Genomic DNA, 23,455 nt, shown 5'->3' with positions numbered 1-23,455 from the left:
CACCTGCCCAGTATCGGGTTTGATCAGACCGCTAATGATGCGCAGCAGGGTGCTTTTGCCCGCCCCGTTGCTGCCCACCAGCCCTACTGCCTGCCCCCGATAGAGTTGAAAGCTGATGTCTTTCAGTGCCCAAAACTCTTGAGGCCTAAGTCGATCGCTGTGTGGCCTGCCGCCGGTCAAGTCGGCGGCAATATCCTGCACGCCGTAGAAAAGCGATCGCCTCAGGTCGCGGCAAAACTTCTTCGATACCCCCTCCACCGAAATAACGGGCAAGCTATCGGGTGCAGAAGTCGCCACAGAGTTCGCCATGGATGGTTCTGTTGATGGTCCAGTATTTAGCAGCATAGTTATGACGTTACTCTCTCAACCACATACGGCATGGCGATGCGAAACCCAATCCAGGTCAGCAGCAGGCCCACCAGCGTTAGCCCGCTCACCACCCAAAAGCTCACCGGCTCAGTCAGCACCCCGGTAGTAGCTAGCTCACGGGTGGTGACCAGCAGCGGTGCCACTGGGTTGAGGCTCACTAGCGTGCCAAAGGCACCCTCGGTGGGCACGGGGTAGATGACCGGCGTTAAAAACAGCCAGAAGCCCATGATCATGTTGAGGCTTTTCGAAACATCCTGGTAGAGCACGCCAATCGGGGCCAGCAAAATACCGACCAGCGTACCCAACAACACCAGGTGAATCAGCGCCACTGGGGCCAAGATCACTGTCCAGCTCACCGGCACCCGAAAGAACAAAAACAGCCCAACAATCAAAATCAGCTTGATGCCAAAGTTAAAGCCCACCTCCCCCAGCTTGGCCAGAATAATCGCCTCGCGCGGAAAGTTGACCCGCGCCAGCATGGGCTTAGCAATAATCACCGCCTGCACTGGCCCAGTGGCGGCATCCACAAAGGTCTGCCACAGGGCGGTATTGAACATGACAAAGGCCGGGTAGGGAATATCGGTTTCACCTACGGTAAAGACGTTGGCATCTTTGGCCAGGGTAAAACCCACGGCCATCGCCACTGGCGGAATAAAGGCCCAGGCCACACCCAAAAAAGCCTGCCGGTACTGGGCGCTAATGTCGCGCACCATCAGCCGCCAGGCCAGTTCGCGGGAGGCCAGCAGGTCGCGCCACATCGTCCACAGTAAAAACCGGGGGCGACGCAGCAGACTATCGGGGGTATAGACAAGTTCGGGCGGTATCAACTGGACAACTCCATCAACGATCTAAGCGTTTGGCTGGGCTAGAAATTCCTTAACCCTGGGAATAGTTGGTATTCGACCCAGATGTGCGGTGCCGGTGGGTAAGGTAGCGATTGAGACCGTGCTCAGTTTTAGCGATCGCCCGCGCCAGCAGGTGGCTGCCTGCGCCAAAGGTAAGTTTTTGGGTAAAGGGGTAGATCAGAGTGCCGTAGCGCCGCCAGCCCAATTTTTTATACTTAGACTTGAAGTAACCGTCTTCGGCCAGGTTCCACTTGTCGCGCAGGCGATGCAGGCTCTCCAGAGTCCAGTGATTGCTCCAGCGCAGCATGTAGTAGTGCACATCAGCCCATTCCTGGGGAGGGCCGGGAACGTAGGTGACCAGGGAGGCTGGTTCGAAGTAAACCGTCTCTCCTGCCTCGCGTACCGTCATGCAAAAGTCGAGGTGCTCTTTGGTGTTGAGCATGGCCTCGTCGAGGGGGCCAATCTGGTCAAACAGCGATCGCCGCACCAGCACGCAGTGAAACTCGGCCAGTTCGGTCGGGGTGCGATCGAGGCTAGAGCGAATTTCCTCTACCGTTTTGCCCTGATAAAACATTTTTTCTCGCAGACGACGGCGGCCCAGCTTGTCTACCCACACGTGGGACTGGCCTCCGGCAAAGTGCACTTCGGCATGGACAGGCTCGTGCTGGCACATCAGCGGACCGACAACTGCCGCGTCAGTCTCCTCGGCGCAGGTAACCAGCGCCTCTAGCCAGCCCGGCGACACCACCACATCGTTATCGACAAACACCAGGTACTTAGTATCGACGGCTTGCAGGCCCAGGTTACGGGCTTGGTTGGGGTAGAGGTAGTGCTCAGTGCGGATCAGCTTAAAGCCCTTTTCTAGAGCCTGTTCTGAGAGGTAGCGGTGCAGCTTGCGGGGCGAATTGCCGTCTACATACACCAAATTAAAGGGCAGCTGCGTGTGGGCGTAGATGCTCTCCAGTGAGGTTTGAGCATAGCTAAACCGCTCACGGGGCACGACAACAAGGGTGACAAGAGGTTGAGTCATGAGGTACTCCTATTTCTCTGCTGAGGCAGGACGCATGGATGAAGATAGTGATGGGGTAGATAGAGGGGTGCGATCGCTGGAGCGAGGCCCCGATCGATTGATCGGAGCCAGCAGCCGATCGTATACCTGCACCAGGCGATCGTTGAGCATTTGCATGTCAAAATGACGCTCCACAAACTGCCGCCCAGCCATCCCCAGCTCGGGCCATCGCTCTGGATGGTCGAGCAGATAGCCCAGGCGTTCAGCCAAAGCATCAGCGTCGCGTTCAGGAACTAAAAACCCCGACACGCCATTTTCCACTAGCTCGGGAATACCGCCGTGGTAGGTGCTCAACACCGGCAGACCCATAGCCATCGCCTCCTTTAAGACATTGATGGGGGCATCCTGGTTGCCGTCGGCGGCGGTGACGCTGGGGGCGACAAACAGATGGCAAGCGTCAAGAATTTCGACGATTTCGGCCTCATTTTTCCAGCCCACGAGCTGAATGTAGGACTCGGCCTGCAGATCGACAATGAGCTGTTGCAGATCGGAGCGCAGGGGACCATCGCCAATGATGGTATAGGTCAGGTTTGGACAGCGCTGGGCCTGCTGAACTACGGCCCGAATGGCAAATTCGAGGCCTTTTTTCTCCACGAGGCGACCTGTAGTCGCAATGCGAATGGGCTGATCTGGCTCTAGCTGTCGCGGTCGAAAGGTGAACTTGTTAATGTCTAGGCCTGAAAAATGAACCGCAATGCGATCGGTGGGCCAGCCCAAGGCCAAGACGCGCTGCCGAAAGAAGTCGCAGTTGGCCAGGCAGTAGTCGACGTGTCGAAAGAGCTGGCGGTAAACGCGATCGCCCCCTTCCTGCACGTAGCGGCTGATGTCAAAGCCGCGAAACATCAGCAAGAGTTGAGGAGTGGGCCGCAGCAGCCTTTTGAAGGCCAGCCCCCGATACCCCTGGGTACCAAACTGACAGTGAATAATGTCATAGGCTTGGGGTCGCCCTACCAGCGCTATCGCCGTGTAGAGCAGCCACAGGTTAAGCGCCTGCTCACCATGGATAAAGGGGTTGAGCGATCGCGCCACCAGCCCTGGGGCTCGAAAACTCGCCCCTAGCCCCAGCCATAAGCCCTGTACCAAACGCCAGAGATAGTTTTGGGGCACCTCCGGCATAGGGTAGGTGTGCTCCCACAGGCGGTAGCGGCCCACATCGGGATGCGACACGGCCCAATCACCTACACGATTGGTGTAAATATCAACCTGGTGGCCGCGATCGAGCAGCCCCGTTACCTGATTGAGCACAAATGTTTCCGACAGACACGGAAAATCAGCGACCAAAAATGCAATGCGCATATTACTCTCCTCAGTTCCGACTGGATACTCCGCCAAATTTCAGCCGCAGGGTTTCCCAGACGCTGATGTAGCGCACCATTACCATCACCGACGACACCTTAAGCTTTTGATCGAAGCTCTTAAGCCGCGCGTCGCCAAAGGCGTTGACCACAAAAAATACTGGCGGCACCAGGTTTTGCAGCAGAGCCTGCACAAATACTCTCTGGCGCTGCCCTAGCGATTTGGCCTGTTTGATCTGCACATCGTAGTAGCCTCCCGCTAGCCGTACCGTACGCCGGTACAGTTCAGCCAGCGATCGCCGCGCCGGGTGCCCCACCTGCACCTCGTCAGCGTAGATCTGCTGGAATCCAGCTTCAAACACCCGTCTTCCCCACTCCAGATCGCCGTTTGACTTAAGTTGGGTATCAAAGGGGCCGACGCGATCGATTACCCGCCGCCAGGTCAATACATTGGCAGTAGCGCCGCCGTGCTGATCGCGCAGCAACCGCTCCTGGGGAAAAGCCGTCAGGCTCTCGTAAAGCTCTACCGCCGTAGGCCGCTGGGGATCAGCAAAAAACAGATTGATTCGACCTACCACCTGGCCACAGTTAGGCGTTTGACACAGCTTTGCCACCCCCCGCTCCAGCCAGTCTGAAGCGGGTATACAGTCGGCATCGGTAAAGGCGATCGCCTCTCCCTTAGCCAGCGCCAGCCCTCGGTTACGCGCCGCGTAGGAACCAGGAATGGTCTCTATCGCTAGCGTGGCGTTGTCGTGGTCAGCTACCAGGGCCTTAATCAGGTCCAAATTGTCAGAGCCATTGTCGACCACGATGATTTCAAAGCGCGATCGCGCGTAGGTTTGCTGGGCCAGAGCGGCTAAACACAGCCGCAGCCGCTCCCCGTCGTTAAAGACCGGGATAATAACTGACGTAAAGGGAGCTTCAGACCCGTACATAGCGCTTCCTTCCAAGCCTCCTAGACGGCCTGGGAGAGCGATCGCCCGGCGGACACAGGCCCATCCCCCGGCTTTAGCTTCGACCACTCCTGATCGGTAAAGTTCTCGTGGTACGAGCGCTCAACGTTGATATTCCAGATGTCGTGGTTTTCGCCCACGATATTTTTGGCGGCTAGCAGCGCCGACAGCATGGAGTGATCTTGGTTGTTGTAGCGGTGCATGCCATTGCGCCCCACTGTTTGCAGGTTCTCAAAGGTTTTAATGTAGTCTTCGAGCACCTTGAGATGCTGTCGATAGGCACCGTCATATACTGGGTAAGCTTTGAATTGGCGAATGACGCAGCCGTCTTCCACGTCCTCTGGATTGACCCCCAAGCCCAGGCGGGTAATCTCCTCAGAGGCCAGCTCAATTAGTTTCTCGTTGGGCATTTCCCAGAGGTCATCCCCTTCGCTGCAAAAATACTCCATTCCCAGGCAGGTTTTGCTGGCATCGGGCACCATTTCTGGGCTCCAGTTCTTAAAGTTTTGAATGCGCCCTACCTTGAACTCTGGGCTGTGAATGTACAGCCAGTTGTCAGGAAAGAGGTCAGGATTATTGACAATCAACGACACAATTAAGAAGTCGCGGTACTTCAACCCCCGCGCCGCCGCTAGCACCTCTTCGGGAGGTAACGGGTCGAGCCGATTTACCAGCAGGGCAATGGGCATTGAGTTAATAAAATGTTCGCCCACGATATCAAAGGTGTGATCGCCTTTTTTAGCAACCACCTTAGTAATGCGGTTGCCTTCGCGCTCAACCCGTACCACCTCGGTATTTAGGTGTACCGGCGAACCATGCCGGTCGAGTAGTTCCTGGCAGCGCTCCCACATCATGCCGGGACCAAGGCGAGGATAGTCAAACTTTTTGATCAGGCTTTTGGCATTTTGGCTACCAAAAACAGCGTTGATTACCGCTTGTTTGAGCGACATGTTTTGAATCCGCTGAGCGGCCCAGTCAGCCCGAATTTGACTACAGGGAATGCCCCAAACTTTCTCAGTGTAGGTTTTAAAGAAAATGCGGTAGAGGCGTTCACCAAAGCAATCAATTACCCATTCTTCAAAGGTCTCAGCCTCAACGCCGGGGTTTAGATACTTATGACCCTTAGCTTTGAGATAGCTAAATAAGATCAGCGCGCTAGTGACAGGGCCAAGATTTTTCAGCGTCTTCATCAACGACAGCGGATAGTCATAAAACTTGTTGTCGTAGTAGATTCGCGACATTCGCGGTGTCTGAATAAAGTCATCGCCTAAAATCTCCTTCCAAACCGCCTGCACTTCGCCAACTTTAGTAAAAAAGCGATGTCCGCCAATATCAAAACGGTAGCCTTTATAGGTTTCAGTGCGAGAAATACCGCCTACTTTATCAGCTTTTTCTAATACAATCGATTTTTTGCTGTGCTTCATTAGCTCATAGCCAGCAGTCAGTCCCGCTGGACCGCCACCAATGATAACTACAGGTAAATTTTCCATTTATTCAACTCCAAAGAATTAAGATAGCTGCACTGATAAGATCTAGGAAATGGCGACGGTCAGCTAGTTTGCAAAGGTAGAAAACTGCCGAAATCGGTAGGTCACCGTGCCATAAGCAAAGGCTGCACCACCATAGAGGAAATACAGCCAGTGCCAGGGAATAACCCTGAGCGCAAATAGTGCCCCTCGCTTATGCCAGAAAAAACGATAAACTCGTTGATTAATGACTAACAGCCCAACCATTGTGGCGATCGCCACAATCCATAGAAAGGGGTTAACCCATCCGCCTACCAGGCACCCTAGCACTACAAAGCTCAGCACAACGCTGAGTTGGTTAGTGCGATCGAGATTTAGGTCATTCATCGGCTGACTCTGGCTGAGAATAAGCTCGGTCCAGGGCAGAGCGCGATAAAAGATCTCGGCTCGTAGCAGCGAGACGGGTTGCCAACACTTCAGGTGCTTGACTTGAATATGCTTGCACAGGCGGATGGTATACCCAGCCCGTTTGAGCCGATAACCCAGTTCAATATCTTCAACACAGGGCTTACTATAGCGCTCATCAAACCCGCCCACGGCCTTGAAGGCATCGGCACGAATAGCCCCACATGCCCCCCAAAAGGTCGAAGCCTTTTCGGAAGATACCTGGTGGGTGTAGTGGTGAAATAGATTTTTGTACTGCGACAAAAAGTTTTCAGCCCCTGGCTGGTCATCGTAGGAACCAATCAGCGCCGCCAGGTTGACATCTTGCTGAAAGGCTTTTTCGACGCTGAGAATAGTATCGTGACCCACCGTGACATCGGCATCGATAAAAAACAGTACGTCTCCGTGGGCTAGCTTAGCCCCCTGGTTACGGGCTCGGGCTGGCCCTCCGGCTGAGTCGTAGCGAAAGACTGTGAACCCAAACTCTTTAGCCACTTCCCACGAGCCATCGGTGTCACCATCGGCCACCACAATGACCTCATCAGGTTGCCGACTAGACCGCTTGAGGCTGTCGAGACAGCGGCGAAAATTTTCGCCGCCATTGTAAACAGGAATAACAACAGAAATGCTGGGCAGCCTTGATGCATTATCTGAACTGGAGTTCATGAACCTGCGATTCCTAAGAATGTATATCTACCTTGGAGAAACATGAGTGAAGCAAGGTATTAGCGCATCTCTTTTACTCGAAAGAATTAACTCTAAGAAAGAAGAAACTCCTTTTACGATTTCTTGGGGGACTGCAGGTGACAGAAGGGGCTTTTTGTAAGGCTTACAGAGGGTTGCAAGCGCTCTATAACAGGAAAACTAACATGGCCATTCTGGCCGGGGCATGAGAGTATTCTCATCTTTATATTGTCTTTACCATTATCTTCCCACGAAAAATTAGCAGATCTCTACCTTTGGATAGATGCCATAAGGTAATGAGAAAGGTCTTGAGTGTTGTTTCAACCGTATATTTGTCTTGTTCAATACAAAACTAGCTGCGGACAAGAGGGAGCGCGCTGGCTGCGATCGCGCGCGCTTAAGCACGTGGCTGGGCACGTGATTGGGGTTGTGCAGCCGCAAAAACATCGCTAGCCTGAGGGTGTTCTTACTCTGCAAGCTGCTATGCCCACTGGAGCTTTGTATGCGATCGCCTACGCCGCCCTGGCTGCGATCGGCGGCCTGATTGGCTACGCCCAAGCCCGTAGTCAGGTGTCACTCATTAGCGGATTGTTCAGCGCTGCCCTGCTGCTGGTGGGGGCCTGGCTATGGCAAGCCGGTTCCCCTGGCGGGGCAGGCCTGGCGATGGGGGTCACGGCAGCCCTGGTGTTCATTTTTATTCGCCGCTGGATGCAAACTCGCAAAGCTATGCCCGCCGTCATCATGATCGTAGCGGGGGTACTAGCCTTTATTGGGATGGGGGCGTCGCTAGTGGGTGGATAAATTAGTGGGGAACGAAATGTAGGGAGCGTGAGGAACTAGGGCCAGGATATAAAGAAAGATTCAAAAAGGAAATTTAAAGAGAGTTTGTAGAATTTCCGGATTCTGAGGAACCTGGCTGCGATAAGGGTTGTCTACGCAGATCTTCGGCAGAGATACCCTCAGTTTGGTTGCCAAAGCGCCAGAGAGCAGCAGCGGCCTCTGCTTGGGTAACGCCTTTTTGAGGCTGAAACAGCGTTGTATAGCCAAAGGCCCGGCGGATGTTGGCAAAGTCGCCAGTTTGGTGATCGGCTAGCACCGCCCGCAGCGCCAGGGGCTCAATTTGAGCGGCATCTTGAAAGCCCCAGGCGGTGGTTACGGCCTCTGTGTTAGCGGTAGGTAGAGGCGTTCGGGTATCTAAAGGTGCTTTCCACAGCACCAGAGTTTCACGGGTAAGCGGCGCATCGGGGCGAAAGGTGACGGCGGTAGCATTGCCAGTTTTGGCACTGGGAATAATGCCCGCTTCTGCTAACCCCTGAATCTCGGCGAAGTAGGGGTGAGATTCAGGCACATCTTGAAAGGTTGGGGTGGTGCTAGCGGTGGCGGGGCGAATGCGCTTGGCCGGTACATCTTGATAAAATTCGTTGTTGGCCATGAGCAACCAGCGGGCAAATTCGCCCCGGGTAATCGGCTGGTTGGGCTCAAATTCGGCCTCAGCAGCGGCGTTGCTGGCGTTTTGGCGATCGCCTGGCTCGACTATTCCTAGCGTCAGCCAGTCTTGCACATAGGGTCGCAGATCGTCGGGCACCTGATCGAGTAGGGCCATGGCGTTGCTGCCGCGAGGGGGCGAGGTCGTGCTGTCGGTATCGCTAGCCTCTGGAGTAGCCTCTGCGACCTCAGCTGTTTCGGCTCCAGCTGTTTCGGAGGTTTCTTCGTCAAACACAGGCCGATCTTGCAGTTGCGGATCAGCCTCTAGAGATCGTTGCAGCGAGCTACCTGCGCAGCCAGTGACCAACAGCAGGCTCAGCCCAGATACGATGAAAGCTTTGAGACGAAATGCAGCAGACAAGAGAGAAACCTCCTAACTTGGGGGCATATGTGGCGACTTACACCATTTTAGGGCAGTCCCCTTTGCTTCGAGTGGCTGGGCTATGCCACCTCAAATCGCAATTACCGAACACAGTAGCGCTTGAACAAGAAGACCTTCAGGAATAACTATGTCCCCACGACGATTGATTATTGACTGCGACCCTGGGGTCGACGATGCGATCGCGCTCCTGCTTGCCTTTGCCAGCCCTGCCGAGTTTGACCTGCTGGGCATTACCACCGTGGCGGGCAATGTACCCCTGGCCCTGACGGCGGCCAACGCTCGCCGGATCTGCCATCTAGCCCAGCGAACCGATGTGCCGGTATATGCGGGCTGTCCCCGACCGCTGCTGCGATCGCTTACTACCGCCGAAGATATTCACGGCAGCACCGGGCTAGGCGAGGGGCTGCTACCCGAACCCACGATGCCGCTGCAGGATCAGCACGCTGTCGCCTTCTTAATTGAGCAACTCACCACGGCTGCGACCCCCATTACCCTGGCCACCCTTGGCCCGCTGACCAACTTAGCCGTGGCGCTGATTCAGTGCCCCGAGATTGCGCGCGGCATCGACCAGGTGGTGATGATGGGCGGAGCGCTGGGGCCAGGCAACATTACCCCCGCCGCCGAGTTCAATCTCTATGTCGACCCCCACGCGGCGAAGGTTGTAGTAGACGCAGGGCTGCCCCTGACCATGATTGGGCTCGATGTGACCCATCAAGTGGTAACCACCCCCGATCGCCTGGCGGCCCTGGAAAACCTGGGCACCCCGGTGGGCAAAACCGCCGCCGATCTGCTGCGCCCCTACGGCCAAATCGACTGCGATCGCCACGATTTAGCCGCGCCTCCCCTCCACGACCCCTGCGTAATTGCCTACCTGCTGCGCCCCGATCTCTTTACCGGGCGGGCCATGCGACTGGCCATTGAAACCGAGGGTTCGTTATGCATCGGGCGCACGGTCGCCAACGCTTACCCAATCCCGGCCACTCCCGCCAACGCCACCGTAATCGAAACTGCCGATGCCGCAGGTATCTATGATCTTCTGACAGAACGGCTTGGGAAACTATAGCTAGGCACAAAACTCCCCGGCTGAGCTTGATAAGATAAGCCCATGAGTTACACCACCGAACAACTCCTGGACTTTCTCGATCAGGAACTTCGCGCTACCTGGAAGGGCGAGCGAGTGGTGCTGTCTTCCGCCGATCGCGTTGATAACCCGGTAATTTCTAAAGCGATCGGGACCGACAAACTCAGCAAAGTATTTGCGATTCAAGACTTTCGCGCCCAAATTCACGACTATCAGCACCAGCACGGGGTGTCGGGGCTAGTTTGGCATACGTGCCACTTTGCAGGACGCACCCTGCGCGTACCCGAATTGCATCCTCAGCTGATCGCTATCCCCGCCGACAAAGCCGCGCTGGTAGCGGCTCGCCCCGCCATGCTGGAGTTTTGGCGCGAGTCTATCAATGGCTTGCGCCTGTGGATGGCCGGAAACCAGCCCCAGCCCACCACCTTAGAGCACGTAGAAGAACGCATTGCCGTCAGCGAATGGGCCGAACTCGCCGCCACCCGCGACGAACTCTACCTCAGCCTGTGCTGGGGCGACCCTAAAGACTGCCACTGCGACTGGGCCAAGCCAGCATCGGGTTGCGATCGCATTATTGCCACCGCCGGAGAACCCAGCGGCATCAAGGTATAGAGTTATAGTTGAACCTTGAGCGCGGCTCAACCCTCAACTCACCTAACGTCAGGAGCACCCCTATGGCCATTGCCGTCGGCGTCATTGAAACCCAAACCTTTCCGGCGGTACTGGCCGCCGCCGATGCCATGGTCAAAGCGGGCAACGTCACTATCTCCGTGCAAGATCGATCCGAGAGCGGGCGACAGTTCGTAGTGGTACGCGGCTTGGTGGCCGAGGTCAAGCGTGCTGTAGAAGCGGGCCTTATCGCCGCCAACGCCTGCCCCAACCTGGCCGAAGTCACTACTCATATCATCATCCCCAACCCCACCGACAACATTGACGCAATCTTGCCCATTGGGTTCACCCCAGCCTCTGAACCTTTTCGGGTATAAGCTCTACTATTACAACCATTCCATAGTCTTTAATAAATCGACACGGCTAGGTTGATACCGCTGGCCCGTACAATGAAGGTTGAATTTTTTACCTACAGAACTTTTCCAGGAGTACAACCATGCCACAGGCTGTCGGGTCGCTCGAAACCAGAGGGTTTCCCCCGGTGCTAGCCGCCGCAGATGCGATGGTGAAAGCAGGACGCGTTACGCTCATTGGCTATATTCGGGCCGGTAGCGCCCGCTTCTGCATCAACATTCGTGGCGATGTCTCCGAAGTTAAGGCGGCTATGGCCGCTGGGGTAGAAGCCGCCGAGAAAACCCCCGGTGGCATTCTCGAAACCTGGGTCATCATTCCCCGCCCCCACGAAAACGTGGTGGCCGTGCTGCCCATCGACTTCAACGACGAGACCGAAATTTACCGCCAGGCCGTCGAGCAACCCATTTTGCCCGGCTCTACTGGTCGTTAAAACACCACCCAACACCTCAAACCCCAGGGTTCTGCTGTGGAAAAGCCCAGATGACTGGCTTGCTACCTAGCACCCTGGGGTTTTGTCATAGACATTAAAACCCCTCAACCAAGCGTTTATAATGATAAAAATAAAACGTTTGATTAATAGGGGATGCGATGACTGCCACCCTCATTATTCTTCAACCTAGTCTTCTTTGGTCAGAGCGCTTGGTTTGTGGGCGGCTTGACTGCCGGTTTTATCGCTTTCAACTAAATACTGAGGGTCGTCTTCGGATGCAGCTACCGTGTGATCCTTAATTTCAGTGCGAGAGGTTAGCTTTTTCACGACTTTGCCAACCGTCTTGCCCTGAGCTGTGTTCCAGGAGACTTTGTCCCCTTTCTTGAAAGTTTGCGTCATTGTAATTGCCTAATTTCAACTGGCTTGATCGGTACTGGCCTTGGGCCTATCGCCGCGATCGCAGACTTATCCGATCTTGTGGAATACTTTGCTACTCTCCACGAACAGTAGCGGGTGGCTTCGCAAAGAATAAGCAACTTTAGCGAAGCCACGTCAGCTCTTACTGACAGCTATTCACTAGTCGTCAGTGGGAAGCCGACCATTATCTACCCCAGGCGTCAGGGTCTTCGCATTTTGAGGATAAATCTCTGCCATATTTTTGACCGCATCGGCAGATTCTTCAGCAATCCGCTTCAGTTTTTCGCCAGGCTGACCTTCCAAAGCTTCGTTTTCAGCTTGCCACTGGTTCATCGTACGAGGCCGACCAACATCCTCAGTTGGTGGAATCTCGTTGTTAGAATAGGCTTGTCGGCTAGCATTTTGTCTGGCATCAACTCCACTGGCGGTCAACAGAATAACAACTGCCGAACAAGCTACTGCAAACTGCTTCCAGTGAATGCTGTGCAGCACTTTTTTGAGAGATCCGAAAATCGCTTTCATCATAAAGTCACCTAATGAATTACCTAACAAATGCTAGACAAATGCTAGAGATAGCTAGTCAGTCGGGCGCGTTGCCTACTGCTTCTACCTAGTGGACACGTTAAGTAACTCCCTAGACAACCTCATCGTTCAAAGGGCATATCTTTGCAATCAATCAAGAATCCGCCTTGTACTCGAGGCTATTTTCCTCTTTTAGAGAGAGGTCATTTGTGTCTAAAGAGTGAGAGCTAAACTATATGCTTGGCAGGGGTAGGCAACTTACTTTGGCTCTAAGGTAGGGAAGTAATTATGATGGACGGCTATGGCTCGATCTAAAGCCCATGAAACCAACAGAATTAATCTTGAGCAGATTGAAATGTTGGTGTGCCAATTTTCTGAAGCACTGACTCAGGGGCAAAATACAACACCGATAATGGAACATGTTTTAGCTGTTTTAGGACAACAGCTACGATGCGATCGCGTCTTTTTATACCTGCGATCGCCCGATTTTCAGGTGGGGCGGGTACCCGTTTGCTGGAGAAAGCAGCAAACAGTTCCTATCGTTTACGACCCGAACTGGAAATTAGAAGCGTCCGATTTACCTAAGGCAGATCCTATGTTTGCAGCGGCTCTCAATGCCCAGCCCAGCATTTTTGTCGAGGATGTCGAAACGGCTGCCTCCGAGGTGTTGAATCGGGAGTTTGAGCGGCAAACCTTTGGACATAGAGCCTTGGTTCACGCGCATTTGTGCTTAGAGCAAAAACTGTGGGGCATTTTGCAGGCCTGCGTTTTTGATACCCCCCGCACCTGGAGCCAGTGCGATCGCCAATTGATCGAACAAGCCGTTGCCTGGCTCACGCCTGTTGCCATGACCTATGTCAGGGCTCATCGCGATCGGTTCCCTACCCTGGCCGCTTAGAACTAGTGACATCGGATTGATACAAAAACCGCTCAGGGGCGGATACGGCTGAACTAGAAAGCCATATCAACCCCTGAAGACGCTGGCTTAGGCCACGGTTTGCGGTCCAGGCAGCACTGCCTCTCTTTGAGTAGGCGTCAGCGTTGCCAGCCCTCGGTTAACAGCGCTGAGTACCGCCAGCAGCGAAGCTGTGACAATGCTGCTGTGAATGCCCACCCCATGAATTGTGCCCTCTAGCCAGTCGGCGGCAATTTCGATTAGCGCGATCGCATCGGCATCGCTACCGTGGCCGATCGCCCGCTCCTCGTAGCTGTGCACCCGAATTTGCAGATCGAGCGCATCTACGAACGCATCAATCGGGCCGTTGCCGTTGCCCGCACGGGTCAGCACCCGATCGACACATTCCAAGGTTGTGGCAATGGTGGCCGGGCTTTGATCATCGCGCCAGTGGTGAGTCAGGTATTTAAAGGGTGCATTCGCCCGCAGATACTCCTGCTCAAACAAGTCCCACAGCATCGGTGCGGTCATCTCCTTGCCAGTGGCATCCATCGCCCGCTGCACCACCTGGCTAAACTCAATCTGCAACCGGCGGGGCAGGCTGAGGTTGTAGTCACGCTCCAGCAAAAAGGCAATGCCGCCCTTGCCCGATTGGCTATTTACCCGCACCACCGACTCGTAGGACCGTCCCAGGTCGGCTGGGTCGAGCGGTAGGTAGGGCATATCCCACAGATCCTTGGGGTTGCGGGCCGCAAAGCCCTTGCGAATCGCATCTTGATGGGAACCCGAAAATGCCGTAAACACCAGGTCGCCCACGTAGGGATGACGGGGATGGATCGGCAACTGGGTGCAGTCTTCGACAATGCGGGCCACCTCGTTAATGTGCGAAAAATCAAGCCCTGGGTGAATGCCCTGGGTGTAGAGATTCAGCGCCAGGGTAACGATATCGACGTTGCCGGTACGCTCGCCATTGCCAAACAGGCAGCCCTCAACGCGATCGGCCCCAGCCATCTGGCCCAGTTCGGCGGCAGCGATCGCACAGCCCCGGTCGTTGTGGTTGTGCACACTCAAATCTACGCTGTCGCGGTAGGCCAGGTGGCGGTGCATCCACTCCACCTGGTCAGCAAACACGTTAGGAGTGGCGCTTTCGACCGTAGCGGGCAGGTTGATGATCGCTTTGCAATCGGGCGTCGGCTGCCACACCTCCAACACCGCATTGCAGATATCGCGGGCAAACTCCAGCTCAGTCTGCGAAAACACCTCCGGCGAATACTGGAAGCGCCACTGGGTTTCGGGCCGTTCCACCGCCAACTCGCGAATTAGCGTCGCGGCATGGACCGCCAGCGCAATCGTCTCTGGCGGGTCGTGGCGAAACACTACCCGCCGAAACACCGGGGCCGTAGCGTTGTAGACATGCACGATCGCCCGCTTTGCCCCTGAAAGAGACTCAAAGGTGCGGCGAATCAAATCTTCCCTCGCCTGGGTCAGCACCTGAATTTCGACATCGTCAGGCACCCGGTTCTCTTCAATCAGGCGGCGCACAAAGCGAAAGTCGGTGTCAGAGGCGGAGGGAAACGCCACCTCAATCTCTTTGAAGCCGATCTCGACTAGCAGCTCGAACATGCGCAGCTTTTGCTCGATTGACATGGGCTCAATCAGCGCCTGGTTGCCGTCGCGCAGGTCGGTGCTGAGCCAAATTGGGGGCTGAGTAATGGTTTGGCTGGGCCAGGTGCGATCGGGCAATGCGATCGGCGCAAAGGGGCGGTATTTCTCAGCGGGGTTAGTCAACATGGGATATTTCTCACGATTGAGCGAATGGCAATACTTTGGTGATGTTTAGATGGTGGGCAGTGCTACAAGGCTTGCTGTAGGCGAGGCGGTGGGGTGCGATCGCGGCAGAGCATGAGGCACCAAAGCTTGAATAACGCAGAACTCCCCAGCAGTCGTCAGGTCTAGGAAAAACCTGTAACTGAGGAGTGAAACTATTCAGGGCCTCTTGCCTTTGTTTTAAAAATTAGTTGCGCCCGAGGCGCAGCAGCAGTCCCAGCCCTAGAAGCAGGCTGAAGAGAGGGGCGAGGAGTAGCTGCAAGGAAAGCATCAAACAGTTAGGGCGCAGCAAAATTGCACAGTACCAGAATCGTAACCGCGACTGAAAGTGGCGTCAAGATCTGAGAGTGCATCCTTATGGAGTTACTCTTGATCGAATATCACTGAAATAAGCGTTTCGCGATGGTTCAAGCCCGGCCCAGTAGGTCAACGCCGAAAGCCTTGATTTACCCTAGAGTGGGCTCTGCTAACCAGCCTCAATTCAGTGCCATTTACCCGCGAGCGACTGGAGCAAAAGCCGGTCGCCCCGACGAGGTTAAGTCAACAGACAGGTGGTCGAAGGACACTGGGCAAGGTAGGGTGCTACCCTCAAAAATGCCCTTCTGCGCCCTTCACCCTTTGGAATGTTAGATCTGCTGCTCATTACCAGCCTTGGATTTTTGGGCAGTTTTGGCCACTGTCTGGGCATGTGTGGGCCAATTACAGCGGCCTTTTCGCTATCTCAAGCCTCGGCAACGCCCAGCCGCTGGCAGCATATTTCCTTTCACCTGCTGCTCAACCTGGGTCGGCTGATTAGCTATGGTGTAGTCGGTACTGGGATTGGAGCGCTAGGGTCGGTGCTGGTAGCCAGTGGGCAAATGGCTGGCATTGGCAGTCCACTGCGGCAGGGTGTTGCCATCATTACCGGGCTGCTGCTGATCTGGTTTGGGCTAGCCCAAATCAGCCCCAAGCATATGCCCAAGGTGCCTTTGCTCAACCCGATGACTGGCCTGCACGATCGCCTCAGTCGCGCCATGCAGGCTCTCTCGCTCAACCCCCAGCGCTGGACGCCGCTACTGCTGGGGCTGGCCTGGGGGCTTATTCCCTGCGGTTTTTTGTATGCGGCTCAGCTCAAAGCAGCGGAGACCACTAACCCCTGGGCGGGTGGGGCCACCATGCTGGCCTTTGGCCTCGGCACCCTGCCGATGATGCTGGGGGTCGGTGTTTCGACCAGCTGGGTGAGTAGCGACAGGCGGGGCCAACTGTTTCGTCTCGGCGGCTGGATTACGCTGATCATTGGCCTGTTAACGGTATTTCGGGGCAGCGGCAGCGTCGATCTAACCGGACACGGCGCACTCATTTGCCTGTTTTTAGGCCTAATTGCCCGACCGATTAGCCGCCTCTGGTCGGCGCTGCTGGTCTACCGCCGCGCCCTGGGGGTAGGCGCATTTGTGCTCTCGATCGCCCACATCGGCCACATGGTCACTATGGGATGGAACCCGCTGGCACTGCCCTTTTTACTGCCCAGGCTGCAGGTAGGTGGCTGGGCGGGCATCGTCGCCTTTGGGCTAATGACGCCCCTGGCCATGACCAGCTTTGACCAAGCCCAGCGCTACCTGGGCTACCAGTGGCGGCGGCTGCATCTGCTCAGCCTGCCGATTTTTGTCTTGGTGGTGGCCCACACGCTGCTGCTGGGGTCGCGCTATTTGGGCGGGTTTGAGCGCTCTAACTGGCTGGCGGCGATCGCCCTGGGTACCATCTCCCTGCTCGGCCTGCTGCTGCGCTGGCGCTGGTTTTGGTCCCTGTTGTCTCTAGAGAAGTACTATGCGTCGGCCAAGCATTAGCCTAATTGGCGGCCTCTTGGTTGCTATGGCCGGAATTTTGACCGGGCTACCAGCCCACGCCCACAAGACCGAGATTTCAGGCAATGTCGCGGGTACCTGGCACCTGGAGCCTAACCACAGCGCCCGAGCCGGTGAACCCGCTCGGGTATGGGTAGCCCTCACTCAGCAGGGTGGCAGGGTGATTCCTTTGGAGCAGTGCGACTGCAACCTGGCGGTCTACAAGGCAAACCAAACCGATTCTGCACCCGTGATGCAGCCAGCGCTAACCGCGATGTCGCCGGAACGCTTTCAAAATATTCCGGGTGCCGAGATCACATTCCCTGAGGTGGGCGAATACCGTATTGTGCTAACCGGCAGTCCCACCGCCGATGCAACGTTCACGCCCTTTGAGCTGAGCTACACCACAGTAGTTGCTGCCGGTAGCGCCAGTGCCGCCACGCCACCATCTCAGTCAGCGATGAATCAAGGCAGTTCAGAACCAGTTCCTGCATCCAGCGATCGCGAGAGTGTAGCAGCCCCAGCCCAGGCTAGTTGGGTTTGGGGTATTGCGATCGCGGTGGCTGGGGTAGGGGTTGCGATCGCGATCGTGTTGTTACTGCGCCAGCAAAACTTGTCTGGCAACAAGAACGATAGCTGAGAGTAGTCTTCGCAGCAGCAGTTTGAATAAGCTTAAGCACTATGTTTCCTAAATATTATGCCAATCTACTGGTATCGATAGAAACACCAAATCTTGGGTAGATACACGGAAAGATTTCACATAACAACTTGTTAGCTTTGTGAGTGGTTTATAGCCATTATCCAAATTGAATAAGAATGGAGCCGTAACCATTGGCAAAATTTCTCAACACCAGTGCCACTAATTATTTTTTAGAGGAACTTATTAAGGGTGCGTCTGATCGGCTGATCCTTATCAGTCCATTCCTCAAATTGAATGATCGTGTTAAAGAGCTCCTTGAGGATAAAAATCGTCTCAAGATCGATGTCAGAATTGTCTATGGCAAGAATGAGCTACAGCCAGAGGAAATAAACTGGTTGAAAGAGCTATCGTTTATCCGCACTAGCTTTTGCAAAAATCTCCATGCCAAATGCTACCTAAACGAAGAAACTTGTATCGTTACTAGCCTCAACCTGTACGAATTTAGTCAGATCAACAACAACGAAATGGGTGTGGCTATCAGTCGCGCTGATGATGGCGAGCTTTATCGTGAGGCTTATGAAGAAGCCCAACGCATTATTCGTATCAGCGACGAGGTACGCATGTCGTTAGAAAAAGTTTCAATTGGCCAAGATCCAGCCCGGCCTTCGCTAAAATCAGGAAACAGCGATGGTGAAAAGCTTTCTTCATCTAAGCTGGGCAAGAAGCTAGGCTTAAGCACACAGGAACTCCTCGCGAAGCTTACCGAGGCAGGACTGCTCGCAAGCAAGGACGGCAAGCATTACCTAACCGAAGCCGGTAAAGCAGCCGGTGGCGAGTTCAAAATGAGCCAGCGTTTCGGTCCGTATTTTATATGGCCAGCATCACTCACAGTGTCATAACAGCTAACCCTTCTTGGGTCGGATATTCTCCATCTTCGATCTAGGGCAAAACTTGTTGCGCCAAAGAATTGAATTGGCGCAGTCCACTCAAAGTAACATTCAATACCAAGTCCGAATCGCCAAATCCCGGTTTGTAAAGGTCAAACTGTAGGGACAAATGCTACTTGCTCTGCCAAATAAGGGGGAAGCAAGCAGAGTTTGTACAAGCAGTTGCTCAGCTTTGACACTCGCTTCAAATGTCTCACGAGTGGACTGGGGCTAACAGCGTTCACAGCGATCGCTGATGCTTTGGAGCTACAGCCTACCCCCTGATTTGCACGGGCATGACTAGGTAAGTGATTTTAGTTTCGCCCAGGGGAACAAACACCGCTGGGCTGGTGGCCGCATTGCACTGCATTTGCACTTCGGTCGTGTCGAACGCCTTGAGGCCATCCAGCAGGTAGCGCACGTTAAAGGCGATATCGAGGTCTTCGCCGGTTACCTGGGCAGGCAGGTCTTCGCGACCACTGCCCACTTCCTGCGCTTCTACCGAGAGCGCGATCGATTGATCGGCAGAGTTCAGCGTAATTTTGATGATGTCATTTTTCTGGCTAGCCAACACCGCAATCCGCTCCAGACTCGACATTAGCAGGCGGCGATCGACGGTGACCTGGCGGGCAAACTGCTTGGGCAGCAGCTGCCGGTAGTTGGGGTACTGCCCCTCCAGCAGGCGAGTGGTGAGTCGCTGTGCCCCCAGGTCAAACAGCACCTGGGTTTCATCGAGCCGCAGTGCCACCGGTTGGTTAGAGTTGTAGCCCTGAATCATGCGCTCTAGCTCGCGCAGGGCCTTGGCAGGCACCGTGACATCCATCGCCGGGGTTTCGGTGGCGGCTTCGTCGGTGGTTTGCACCACCGAGAGGCGGTGGCCATCGGTGGCGGCAAACTCTAGGGAGTCGGTCTCAGAGAGCAGGTGCACGCCCGTAAGCACCTGCTTGGTTTCGTCGCCGCTGGTGGCAAACAGCGAGCCGCGCAGACCATTGAGCAGGGCTTCGGCAGAGAGGGCGATCGCCTCGCCCTCCTCCACTGTGGGCAGCGAAGGGTAGTCTTCGGCGCTTAGACCCCGCACCTCGTAGCGGCCTGAGGAGGAGGTGAGGGTTACCGTCGTGCTGTCGCCGTCAGACTCTAAAGTAATGTCTTCGTTGGCCAGCCGCGAAACAATATCGCCCCAAAGTTTAGAGGGCAGCGTCAGGGTGCCCGGCTCTTCGACTTGGGCGCTAAAGCGGCTTTCGATGCCCAACACTTCGTCAAAACCGACTAGCGTTACCGATTGACTCTCAATATCGGCCTTGACCAAAATATTGGCCAGCACGGGGCGACTGGGGCGCGACGATACAGCACGGCTAACCGACGACAGTTGGGCACTCAGCTCGCTCTGGGGGCAGATAAACTTCATGGCAACGGATAAAAGAAACGCAATTGACCGGGAATGCAAACCAGAAATGTCTGTCTGTGACAGGTGGCTGATTCCGTACTAGCAGTATCTCACCTTTGCAATAGATTCCCCGTAAAGCTGCTCTTTCAAAATGTTTTTTTGAAGCTGGATCCCTTGCACAGAGGGCATTTCAGGACGGTTGAAAGAAATTACTTTTCGATTGGGTGCTCATCCTATCACCCTTCTTTGGTCCCATCAATGCCGACCCTGTTAGGTAAGGTCCGCCTTCCGGAAGAAGAAAAATTTAAAAGGTAGTCGTAGTAGAAGGGGCTGTGAAAATTGGGGAAAAGCCCTGAGATGCTTTCTCTGTCTAGACCAGGTCGCTAACGCTACTGGGGAAAAGGTGTGGGGAATAACCTTCAGTTTCCACAACCATGGAATTGATAGCGACACCTTACCCCTGAAGCGAGAGGTTATCCCCTTTAAAGACCAAGCTTTTCCCCTGATTTTCCGCCATTTTCCCCAAGGAAGTTGCAGAAAAAGATCACGATTCGTTACAGATCGATCAAGCTACTGCTTGCTTCGGATCCTTTGTGCTTACGTTTACATCCGCAGGTGTCTCGACCTCACTCAGCGCCGCCCCTTTCATCACCAGTACAGCGCAGGAGGCGCGGTGCATGACCTCGTTGCTAACGCTGCCCAGCACTAACTGGCTCAAACCAGATCGGCCTCGGTTGCCCACCAAAATCAGGTCGGCTCCCCAGGCTTGGGCCGCTTTGCAAATGGCGGTGGCGGGGTTGCCAACCAGCTGCCGAAACTCAGTGGTAACTCCGGCGGTATTGGCGATCGCCCCGTAATGGCGCAGTCGCTCCAGGCTTGCGGTTTCATAGCGCATCCACTCTTGCCGCCAGGCTTCTAGATCTAGCTCGGTGCCGGGTGCCCAGTAGATGCTGTCGATGGTTGCCGACATGGGCAGCGGGCTGTTCTCTTCCTGGCTGGATAGGCTGTGCACCAGCAGCAGTTCGCCCCTGGTAGCCTGGGCTAGCTCAATGGCATGGGCTACCAGGGCCTGGCTGGTAGCGCTGTTGTCTAGGGCGACTAAAATTTTGCGGTACATGAGGTGTCCTCCCGTAACTGGAACTGGTGGAACCGGGCCGGGGGCCGAGGTGAGTCGACCGGCAACTAGGGCTGGGGCCGATGGTGATCTAGGCGAGGTGCTAGCCAGCACAGCCAGAGCACCAGCCCCAGGACACCCAATTCGGTCGCGAGGTAGAGCGTGTCGTGGTAAGTGAATGCGAGGGATAGCATGGGTGTATCCTCCTGATGCTTGATCACCTGGTCGGGATGGCTCTTTGCAACCGTTTCCCTTAGCTCTATTGTCTCGCTTACGTTTGGAGCGGGCGCAGGACCGCAACGAAGTTTGATGTGCGATCGCAATTCATAACCTTTCGCCGAAAATAATTCCCCGCTATCCCGGCACCGTGGCCGTAAAGGTGCGCCCGTCTTCGCGGCAAATTTCGGCGATCATGTTGCGGCCCGATAGCGCCACGATCGGCACGCTGCCCCCCGGTTCGGTCCACTGGCTCACCATATAAAAGTTGCCGAGCCCCGGCAGGCGCTTGGGCACGCCCTTAATCATCAGCGGCAGGGTGTCTTTGGTCAGTAGCCAGCCGCTGCTGGCCCCCTGCCAGTTGCCGGTGGCTTTCTCCAGGCTGAGGGGTGTGGTCACATCCATACATTCAGTCGCTGCCCTCAGACCGGGGTAAAACGCTTCCATGCGGTCAATTAAGATCTCTGCATCGCGGCTGGGGATGCCGTTGCCGTAGCGGCTTTGCCAGTCGCGGTAGTGAGTAGTCAGCATCAGGCTCACTACTGATTTGCCCGGTGGGGCCAGCGAGGGGGCAAAGCCGTAGTGTTTGACGCCGATTTCAAAGTGGTCTTGGCCTGCGATCGCGATCGGCTCCTCCAGCAAATGCGTCACCCAGGGGGGCTGCTGACTAAAGTCCATATCTACCCCCAGCAGCACCTGAAACTGGGAATGCAGCGGCAGGTGCCCGTCGTAGAGCTTCTCAATTCTGCGGTTGATGTACTCGCCCTCGAGCAAGTCAAAAATGGTGCGGCGACCATCGCAGGCCGAAATGACGCGATCGGCTTGGTACTCGGCCTGGTTTTCCAAACGAATGCCTACGGCCTGGTCATGCTCCACCAGCACGCGCTCTACCGGGGCTGAGTAGTGGATTTCGCCGCCGAGGGCCAGGTAGCGCTGCTCAATGGCGCGGGAAAATGCGATCGCGCCCCCCACCGGAAACCCTGCGTTGCCGTTGTCCAGGTAGGCCAGCAGCGACATCCCCACCATCACCGGCACATCGGGCCAGGCAAACATGTGGGGCATCGCCGCCCGCAGAAAGGGGTTTTTGGCCTGCCCCGCCAGATCGCGCAGCGACAGCTGGCTCCATTTGCCCAGCACCCCCATAAAGGGCAGTACCTGCTTACCCAAACGCGCCCAGTCGGCCGCCGTCATCAGCGACTTGGGTTTTTGTTGCAGCATCGACAGGTCAAACTCTTTGAACTTGCGTACCCCTTTGCAAAAGCCCTCGATCAGCTTGGCATCTTCCGGGGCCAGCGCCAGCAGATGCGCCTCTAGCTGGTCGGGCTGACTGTGTACCCGCAGCACATCGCCCTGGGGGCCACGAATCTGCATAAACTCGGTTTGGTTAACAAACTCTAGCCCTGGCACCGCCCCCAACTCCTGCCAGAGCGAGTAGAAAGGCTGCCCCGGCCCGGTGCCAAAGACATAGTGAAGGCCGCCGTCGAAGCTGTAGCCCTGGTGCGACCTGCCGCTGCACAGCCCCCCCGGCAGGTCACTGGCCTCAAAAATTTGGCTGCGGTAGCCGTTCATTTGCGCATAGCACCCGGCAGCTAGCCCGGAAATGCCTGCGCCAATGATGATCACGTCTGCTGTCGGTGCCATAGACTCTGCAACCTAGCGCTAAGTACCTCAACGCTAAAATGCCCAAGTAACGCGATCGCAAACCTACAGAATTGTTGAGGAAAGTGGTCAGTTGTGCGTTGCCCACCAGGGTTGACTGGCAACCGTTGACGCGGCAGATGTGATCCGTTAGCGGCGGCGGTGCATGGCTACTGATACCGAATCCTATTTGGTTGTACCCAGTTTGTAGGGGCATTGCAGTGCAATGCCCCTACAAGATTCCTGTTTTGAATCGGGGTTTTTCAATGCGGATTTCGTATGAAACCTACCTATCTACCCGATCGGGCGATCGCCCTGCCTGCCTAGCCCTTGGTACTGGCAGAAGCGGTTAACTCGACCGAAGGTTCCCCTGGTTTATCAGCAATCTCTAGGGCTTGAGAGGTACCCCTGTTAAGGTGATCATTCGTACTAGTGCGGTCAATTGGATAAGCTAAAGACGTTACCCCTGGCCGCTTAGAGTCAATGAGTTAGCGTCCCATGATAAACGCGCTATTCGAGCAATTTGTTGA

General features: G+C 55.3%; 24 protein-coding genes. 9 read left to right on the top strand and 15 right to left on the bottom strand.

Features of this window, described 5'->3' with window-relative positions:
- The 7 genes from IQ273_RS34385 to IQ273_RS13090 all read right to left on the bottom strand — a co-directional run.
- Positions 1–309, bottom strand: a 309-nt coding sequence (locus tag IQ273_RS34385) for an ATP-binding cassette domain-containing protein (RefSeq protein ID WP_194023622.1), incomplete at its 3' end; no start/stop codon positions are given.
- 38 nt (positions 310–347) lie between these two features.
- Positions 348–1,193 carry an ABC transporter permease gene (locus IQ273_RS13115; protein ID WP_194023625.1) on the bottom strand — a complete coding sequence of 282 codons (846 nt, stop codon included), beginning with the start codon at positions 1,191–1,193 and terminating at the stop codon, positions 348–350.
- A gap of 52 nt (positions 1,194–1,245) precedes the next feature.
- Positions 1,246–2,244 carry a glycosyltransferase family 2 protein gene (locus tag IQ273_RS13110; protein ID WP_194023621.1) on the bottom strand — a complete coding sequence of 333 codons (999 nt, stop codon included), beginning with the start codon at positions 2,242–2,244 and terminating at the stop codon, positions 1,246–1,248.
- Positions 2,245–2,253: 9 nt separating this feature from the next.
- A complete protein-coding gene (locus IQ273_RS13105) occupies positions 2,254–3,579 on the bottom strand; it encodes a glycosyltransferase (protein ID WP_194023620.1) in 1,326 nt (441 codons plus the stop codon).
- 10 nt (positions 3,580–3,589) lie between these two features.
- Positions 3,590–4,513 carry a glycosyltransferase family 2 protein gene (locus IQ273_RS13100; RefSeq protein WP_194023619.1) on the bottom strand — a complete coding sequence of 308 codons (924 nt, stop codon included), beginning with the start codon at positions 4,511–4,513 and terminating at the stop codon, positions 3,590–3,592.
- Between the two features lie 20 nt (positions 4,514–4,533).
- On the bottom strand, positions 4,534–6,021 hold the full coding sequence (locus IQ273_RS13095; protein WP_194023618.1) for an NAD(P)/FAD-dependent oxidoreductase: 1,488 nt from the start codon (positions 6,019–6,021) through the stop codon (positions 4,534–4,536).
- A gap of 63 nt (positions 6,022–6,084) precedes the next feature.
- Positions 6,085–7,107, bottom strand: a complete 1,023-nt coding sequence (locus tag IQ273_RS13090) for a glycosyltransferase family 2 protein (protein ID WP_194023617.1) — start codon at positions 7,105–7,107, stop codon at positions 6,085–6,087.
- 501 nt (positions 7,108–7,608) lie between these two features.
- Between IQ273_RS13090 and IQ273_RS13085 the strand changes: the two genes are divergently transcribed.
- On the top strand, positions 7,609–7,926 hold the full coding sequence (locus IQ273_RS13085) for a TMEM14 family protein (protein WP_194023616.1): 318 nt from the start codon (positions 7,609–7,611) through the stop codon (positions 7,924–7,926).
- A gap of 73 nt (positions 7,927–7,999) precedes the next feature.
- On the opposite strand, the gene IQ273_RS13080 is transcribed toward IQ273_RS13085, so the two are convergent.
- Positions 8,000–8,971 (bottom strand): S-layer homology domain-containing protein, encoded by a 972-nt coding sequence (locus tag IQ273_RS13080; RefSeq protein WP_228052961.1) that lies wholly within the window; start codon positions 8,969–8,971, stop codon positions 8,000–8,002.
- A gap of 148 nt (positions 8,972–9,119) precedes the next feature.
- Here IQ273_RS13080 and IQ273_RS13075 point away from each other — a divergent pair, with 148 nt between their 5' ends.
- From IQ273_RS13075 to IQ273_RS13060, 4 genes are all read left to right on the top strand, one after another.
- Positions 9,120–10,055 (top strand): nucleoside hydrolase, encoded by a 936-nt coding sequence (locus tag IQ273_RS13075; RefSeq protein ID WP_194023615.1) that lies wholly within the window; start codon positions 9,120–9,122, stop codon positions 10,053–10,055.
- A gap of 42 nt (positions 10,056–10,097) precedes the next feature.
- Positions 10,098–10,685 (top strand): hypothetical protein, encoded by a 588-nt coding sequence (locus IQ273_RS13070; RefSeq protein ID WP_194023614.1) that lies wholly within the window; start codon positions 10,098–10,100, stop codon positions 10,683–10,685.
- Between the two features lie 62 nt (positions 10,686–10,747).
- Positions 10,748–11,059 carry a BMC domain-containing protein gene (locus IQ273_RS13065; protein ID WP_194023613.1) on the top strand — a complete coding sequence of 104 codons (312 nt, stop codon included), beginning with the start codon at positions 10,748–10,750 and terminating at the stop codon, positions 11,057–11,059.
- 119 nt (positions 11,060–11,178) lie between these two features.
- Positions 11,179–11,526 carry a carbon dioxide-concentrating mechanism protein CcmK gene (locus IQ273_RS13060; RefSeq protein ID WP_194023612.1) on the top strand — a complete coding sequence of 116 codons (348 nt, stop codon included), beginning with the start codon at positions 11,179–11,181 and terminating at the stop codon, positions 11,524–11,526.
- A 186-nt stretch (positions 11,527–11,712) separates the two neighbouring features.
- Here the strand turns inward: IQ273_RS13060 and IQ273_RS13055 are convergent, their stop codons facing one another.
- Together IQ273_RS13055 and IQ273_RS13050 are read right to left on the bottom strand one after the other, a co-directional pair.
- Positions 11,713–11,925 (bottom strand): DUF2945 domain-containing protein, encoded by a 213-nt coding sequence (locus IQ273_RS13055; protein ID WP_194023611.1) that lies wholly within the window; start codon positions 11,923–11,925, stop codon positions 11,713–11,715.
- Positions 11,926–12,102: 177 nt separating this feature from the next.
- Complete coding sequence (locus tag IQ273_RS13050) at positions 12,103–12,468, bottom strand: hypothetical protein (RefSeq protein WP_194023610.1); 366 nt, start codon at positions 12,466–12,468, stop codon at positions 12,103–12,105.
- 298 nt (positions 12,469–12,766) lie between these two features.
- On the opposite strand from IQ273_RS13050, the gene IQ273_RS13045 reads away from it, so the two are divergent.
- Positions 12,767–13,363: a GAF domain-containing protein gene (locus IQ273_RS13045; RefSeq protein ID WP_228052958.1), complete on the top strand. Its 597-nt coding sequence runs from the start codon at positions 12,767–12,769 to the stop codon at positions 13,361–13,363.
- A gap of 87 nt (positions 13,364–13,450) precedes the next feature.
- On the opposite strand, the gene leuA is transcribed toward IQ273_RS13045, so the two are convergent.
- Entirely contained in the window at positions 13,451–15,151 is a 1,701-nt protein-coding gene (leuA, locus tag IQ273_RS13040; RefSeq protein WP_194023609.1) for a 2-isopropylmalate synthase, read from the bottom strand.
- A 659-nt stretch (positions 15,152–15,810) separates the two neighbouring features.
- Between leuA and IQ273_RS13035 the strand changes: the two genes are divergently transcribed.
- From IQ273_RS13035 to IQ273_RS13025, 3 genes are all read left to right on the top strand, one after another.
- Positions 15,811–17,010, top strand: coding sequence for a sulfite exporter TauE/SafE family protein (locus tag IQ273_RS13035; RefSeq protein WP_194023608.1), 1,200 nt, complete (start codon positions 15,811–15,813; stop codon positions 17,008–17,010).
- Positions 16,991–17,647: a hypothetical protein gene (locus IQ273_RS13030; protein WP_194023607.1), complete on the top strand. Its 657-nt coding sequence runs from the start codon at positions 16,991–16,993 to the stop codon at positions 17,645–17,647. Before IQ273_RS13035 ends, IQ273_RS13030 begins: the two co-directional genes overlap by 20 nt.
- A 191-nt stretch (positions 17,648–17,838) precedes the next feature.
- A complete protein-coding gene (locus IQ273_RS13025; protein ID WP_194023606.1) occupies positions 17,839–18,546 on the top strand; it encodes a phospholipase D family protein in 708 nt (235 codons plus the stop codon).
- Positions 18,547–18,847: 301 nt separating this feature from the next.
- On the opposite strand, the gene dnaN is transcribed toward IQ273_RS13025, so the two are convergent.
- The 4 genes from dnaN to IQ273_RS13010 all read right to left on the bottom strand — a co-directional run bounded on the left by dnaN (position 18,848) and on the right by IQ273_RS13010 (position 22,928).
- Entirely contained in the window at positions 18,848–19,978 is a 1,131-nt protein-coding gene (gene dnaN / locus IQ273_RS13020; protein ID WP_194023605.1) for a DNA polymerase III subunit beta, read from the bottom strand.
- A gap of 544 nt (positions 19,979–20,522) precedes the next feature.
- Positions 20,523–21,074: a universal stress protein gene (locus IQ273_RS13015; protein ID WP_194023604.1), complete on the bottom strand. Its 552-nt coding sequence runs from the start codon at positions 21,072–21,074 to the stop codon at positions 20,523–20,525.
- 65 nt (positions 21,075–21,139) lie between these two features.
- Positions 21,140–21,265 (bottom strand): hypothetical protein, encoded by a 126-nt coding sequence (locus IQ273_RS34380; protein ID WP_255534496.1) that lies wholly within the window; start codon positions 21,263–21,265, stop codon positions 21,140–21,142.
- 160 nt (positions 21,266–21,425) lie between these two features.
- A complete protein-coding gene (locus tag IQ273_RS13010) occupies positions 21,426–22,928 on the bottom strand; it encodes an NAD(P)/FAD-dependent oxidoreductase (RefSeq protein ID WP_194023603.1) in 1,503 nt (500 codons plus the stop codon).
- Between the last annotated feature and the right edge of the window lie 527 nt (positions 22,929–23,455).

Source organism: Nodosilinea sp. LEGE 07298 (genome assembly GCF_015207265.1).
Classification (GTDB): Bacteria; Cyanobacteriota; Cyanobacteriia; order Phormidesmidales; family Phormidesmidaceae; genus Nodosilinea.
The sequence above is the reverse complement of the archived record's forward strand: the minus strand, read 5'-3'. Positions and strand labels throughout refer to the sequence as shown.

Bases quoted from the DNA above. Each gene is read 5' to 3' on its own strand.
- IQ273_RS13110 (WP_194023621.1), bottom strand. From the start codon at position 2,244: ATGACTCAACCTCTTGTCACCCTTGTTGTCGTGCCCCGTGAGCGGTTT.
- IQ273_RS13105 (WP_194023620.1), bottom strand. From the start codon at position 3,579: ATGCGCATTGCATTTTTGGTCGCTGATTTTCCGTGTCTGTCGGAAACA.
- IQ273_RS13100 (WP_194023619.1), bottom strand. From the start codon at position 4,513: ATGTACGGGTCTGAAGCTCCCTTTACGTCAGTTATTATCCCGGTCTTT.
- IQ273_RS13095 (WP_194023618.1), bottom strand. From the start codon at position 6,021: ATGGAAAATTTACCTGTAGTTATCATTGGTGGCGGTCCAGCGGGACTG.
- IQ273_RS13090 (WP_194023617.1), bottom strand. From the start codon at position 7,107: ATGAACTCCAGTTCAGATAATGCATCAAGGCTGCCCAGCATTTCTGTT.
- IQ273_RS13085 (WP_194023616.1), top strand. From the start codon at position 7,609: ATGCCCACTGGAGCTTTGTATGCGATCGCCTACGCCGCCCTGGCTGCG.
- IQ273_RS13075 (WP_194023615.1), top strand. From the start codon at position 9,120: ATGTCCCCACGACGATTGATTATTGACTGCGACCCTGGGGTCGACGAT.
- IQ273_RS13070 (WP_194023614.1), top strand. From the start codon at position 10,098: ATGAGTTACACCACCGAACAACTCCTGGACTTTCTCGATCAGGAACTT.
- IQ273_RS13065 (WP_194023613.1), top strand. From the start codon at position 10,748: ATGGCCATTGCCGTCGGCGTCATTGAAACCCAAACCTTTCCGGCGGTA.
- IQ273_RS13060 (WP_194023612.1), top strand. From the start codon at position 11,179: ATGCCACAGGCTGTCGGGTCGCTCGAAACCAGAGGGTTTCCCCCGGTG.
- IQ273_RS13055 (WP_194023611.1), bottom strand. From the start codon at position 11,925: ATGACGCAAACTTTCAAGAAAGGGGACAAAGTCTCCTGGAACACAGCT.
- IQ273_RS13050 (WP_194023610.1), bottom strand. From the start codon at position 12,468: ATGATGAAAGCGATTTTCGGATCTCTCAAAAAAGTGCTGCACAGCATT.
- IQ273_RS13045 (WP_228052958.1), top strand. From the start codon at position 12,767: ATGGCTCGATCTAAAGCCCATGAAACCAACAGAATTAATCTTGAGCAG.
- leuA (WP_194023609.1), bottom strand. From the start codon at position 15,151: ATGTTGACTAACCCCGCTGAGAAATACCGCCCCTTTGCGCCGATCGCA.
- IQ273_RS13035 (WP_194023608.1), top strand. From the start codon at position 15,811: ATGTTAGATCTGCTGCTCATTACCAGCCTTGGATTTTTGGGCAGTTTT.
- IQ273_RS13030 (WP_194023607.1), top strand. From the start codon at position 16,991: ATGCGTCGGCCAAGCATTAGCCTAATTGGCGGCCTCTTGGTTGCTATG.
- dnaN (WP_194023605.1), bottom strand. From the start codon at position 19,978: ATGAAGTTTATCTGCCCCCAGAGCGAGCTGAGTGCCCAACTGTCGTCG.
- IQ273_RS13015 (WP_194023604.1), bottom strand. From the start codon at position 21,074: ATGTACCGCAAAATTTTAGTCGCCCTAGACAACAGCGCTACCAGCCAG.
- IQ273_RS34380 (WP_255534496.1), bottom strand. From the start codon at position 21,265: ATGCTATCCCTCGCATTCACTTACCACGACACGCTCTACCTCGCGACC.
- IQ273_RS13010 (WP_194023603.1), bottom strand. From the start codon at position 22,928: ATGGCACCGACAGCAGACGTGATCATCATTGGCGCAGGCATTTCCGGG.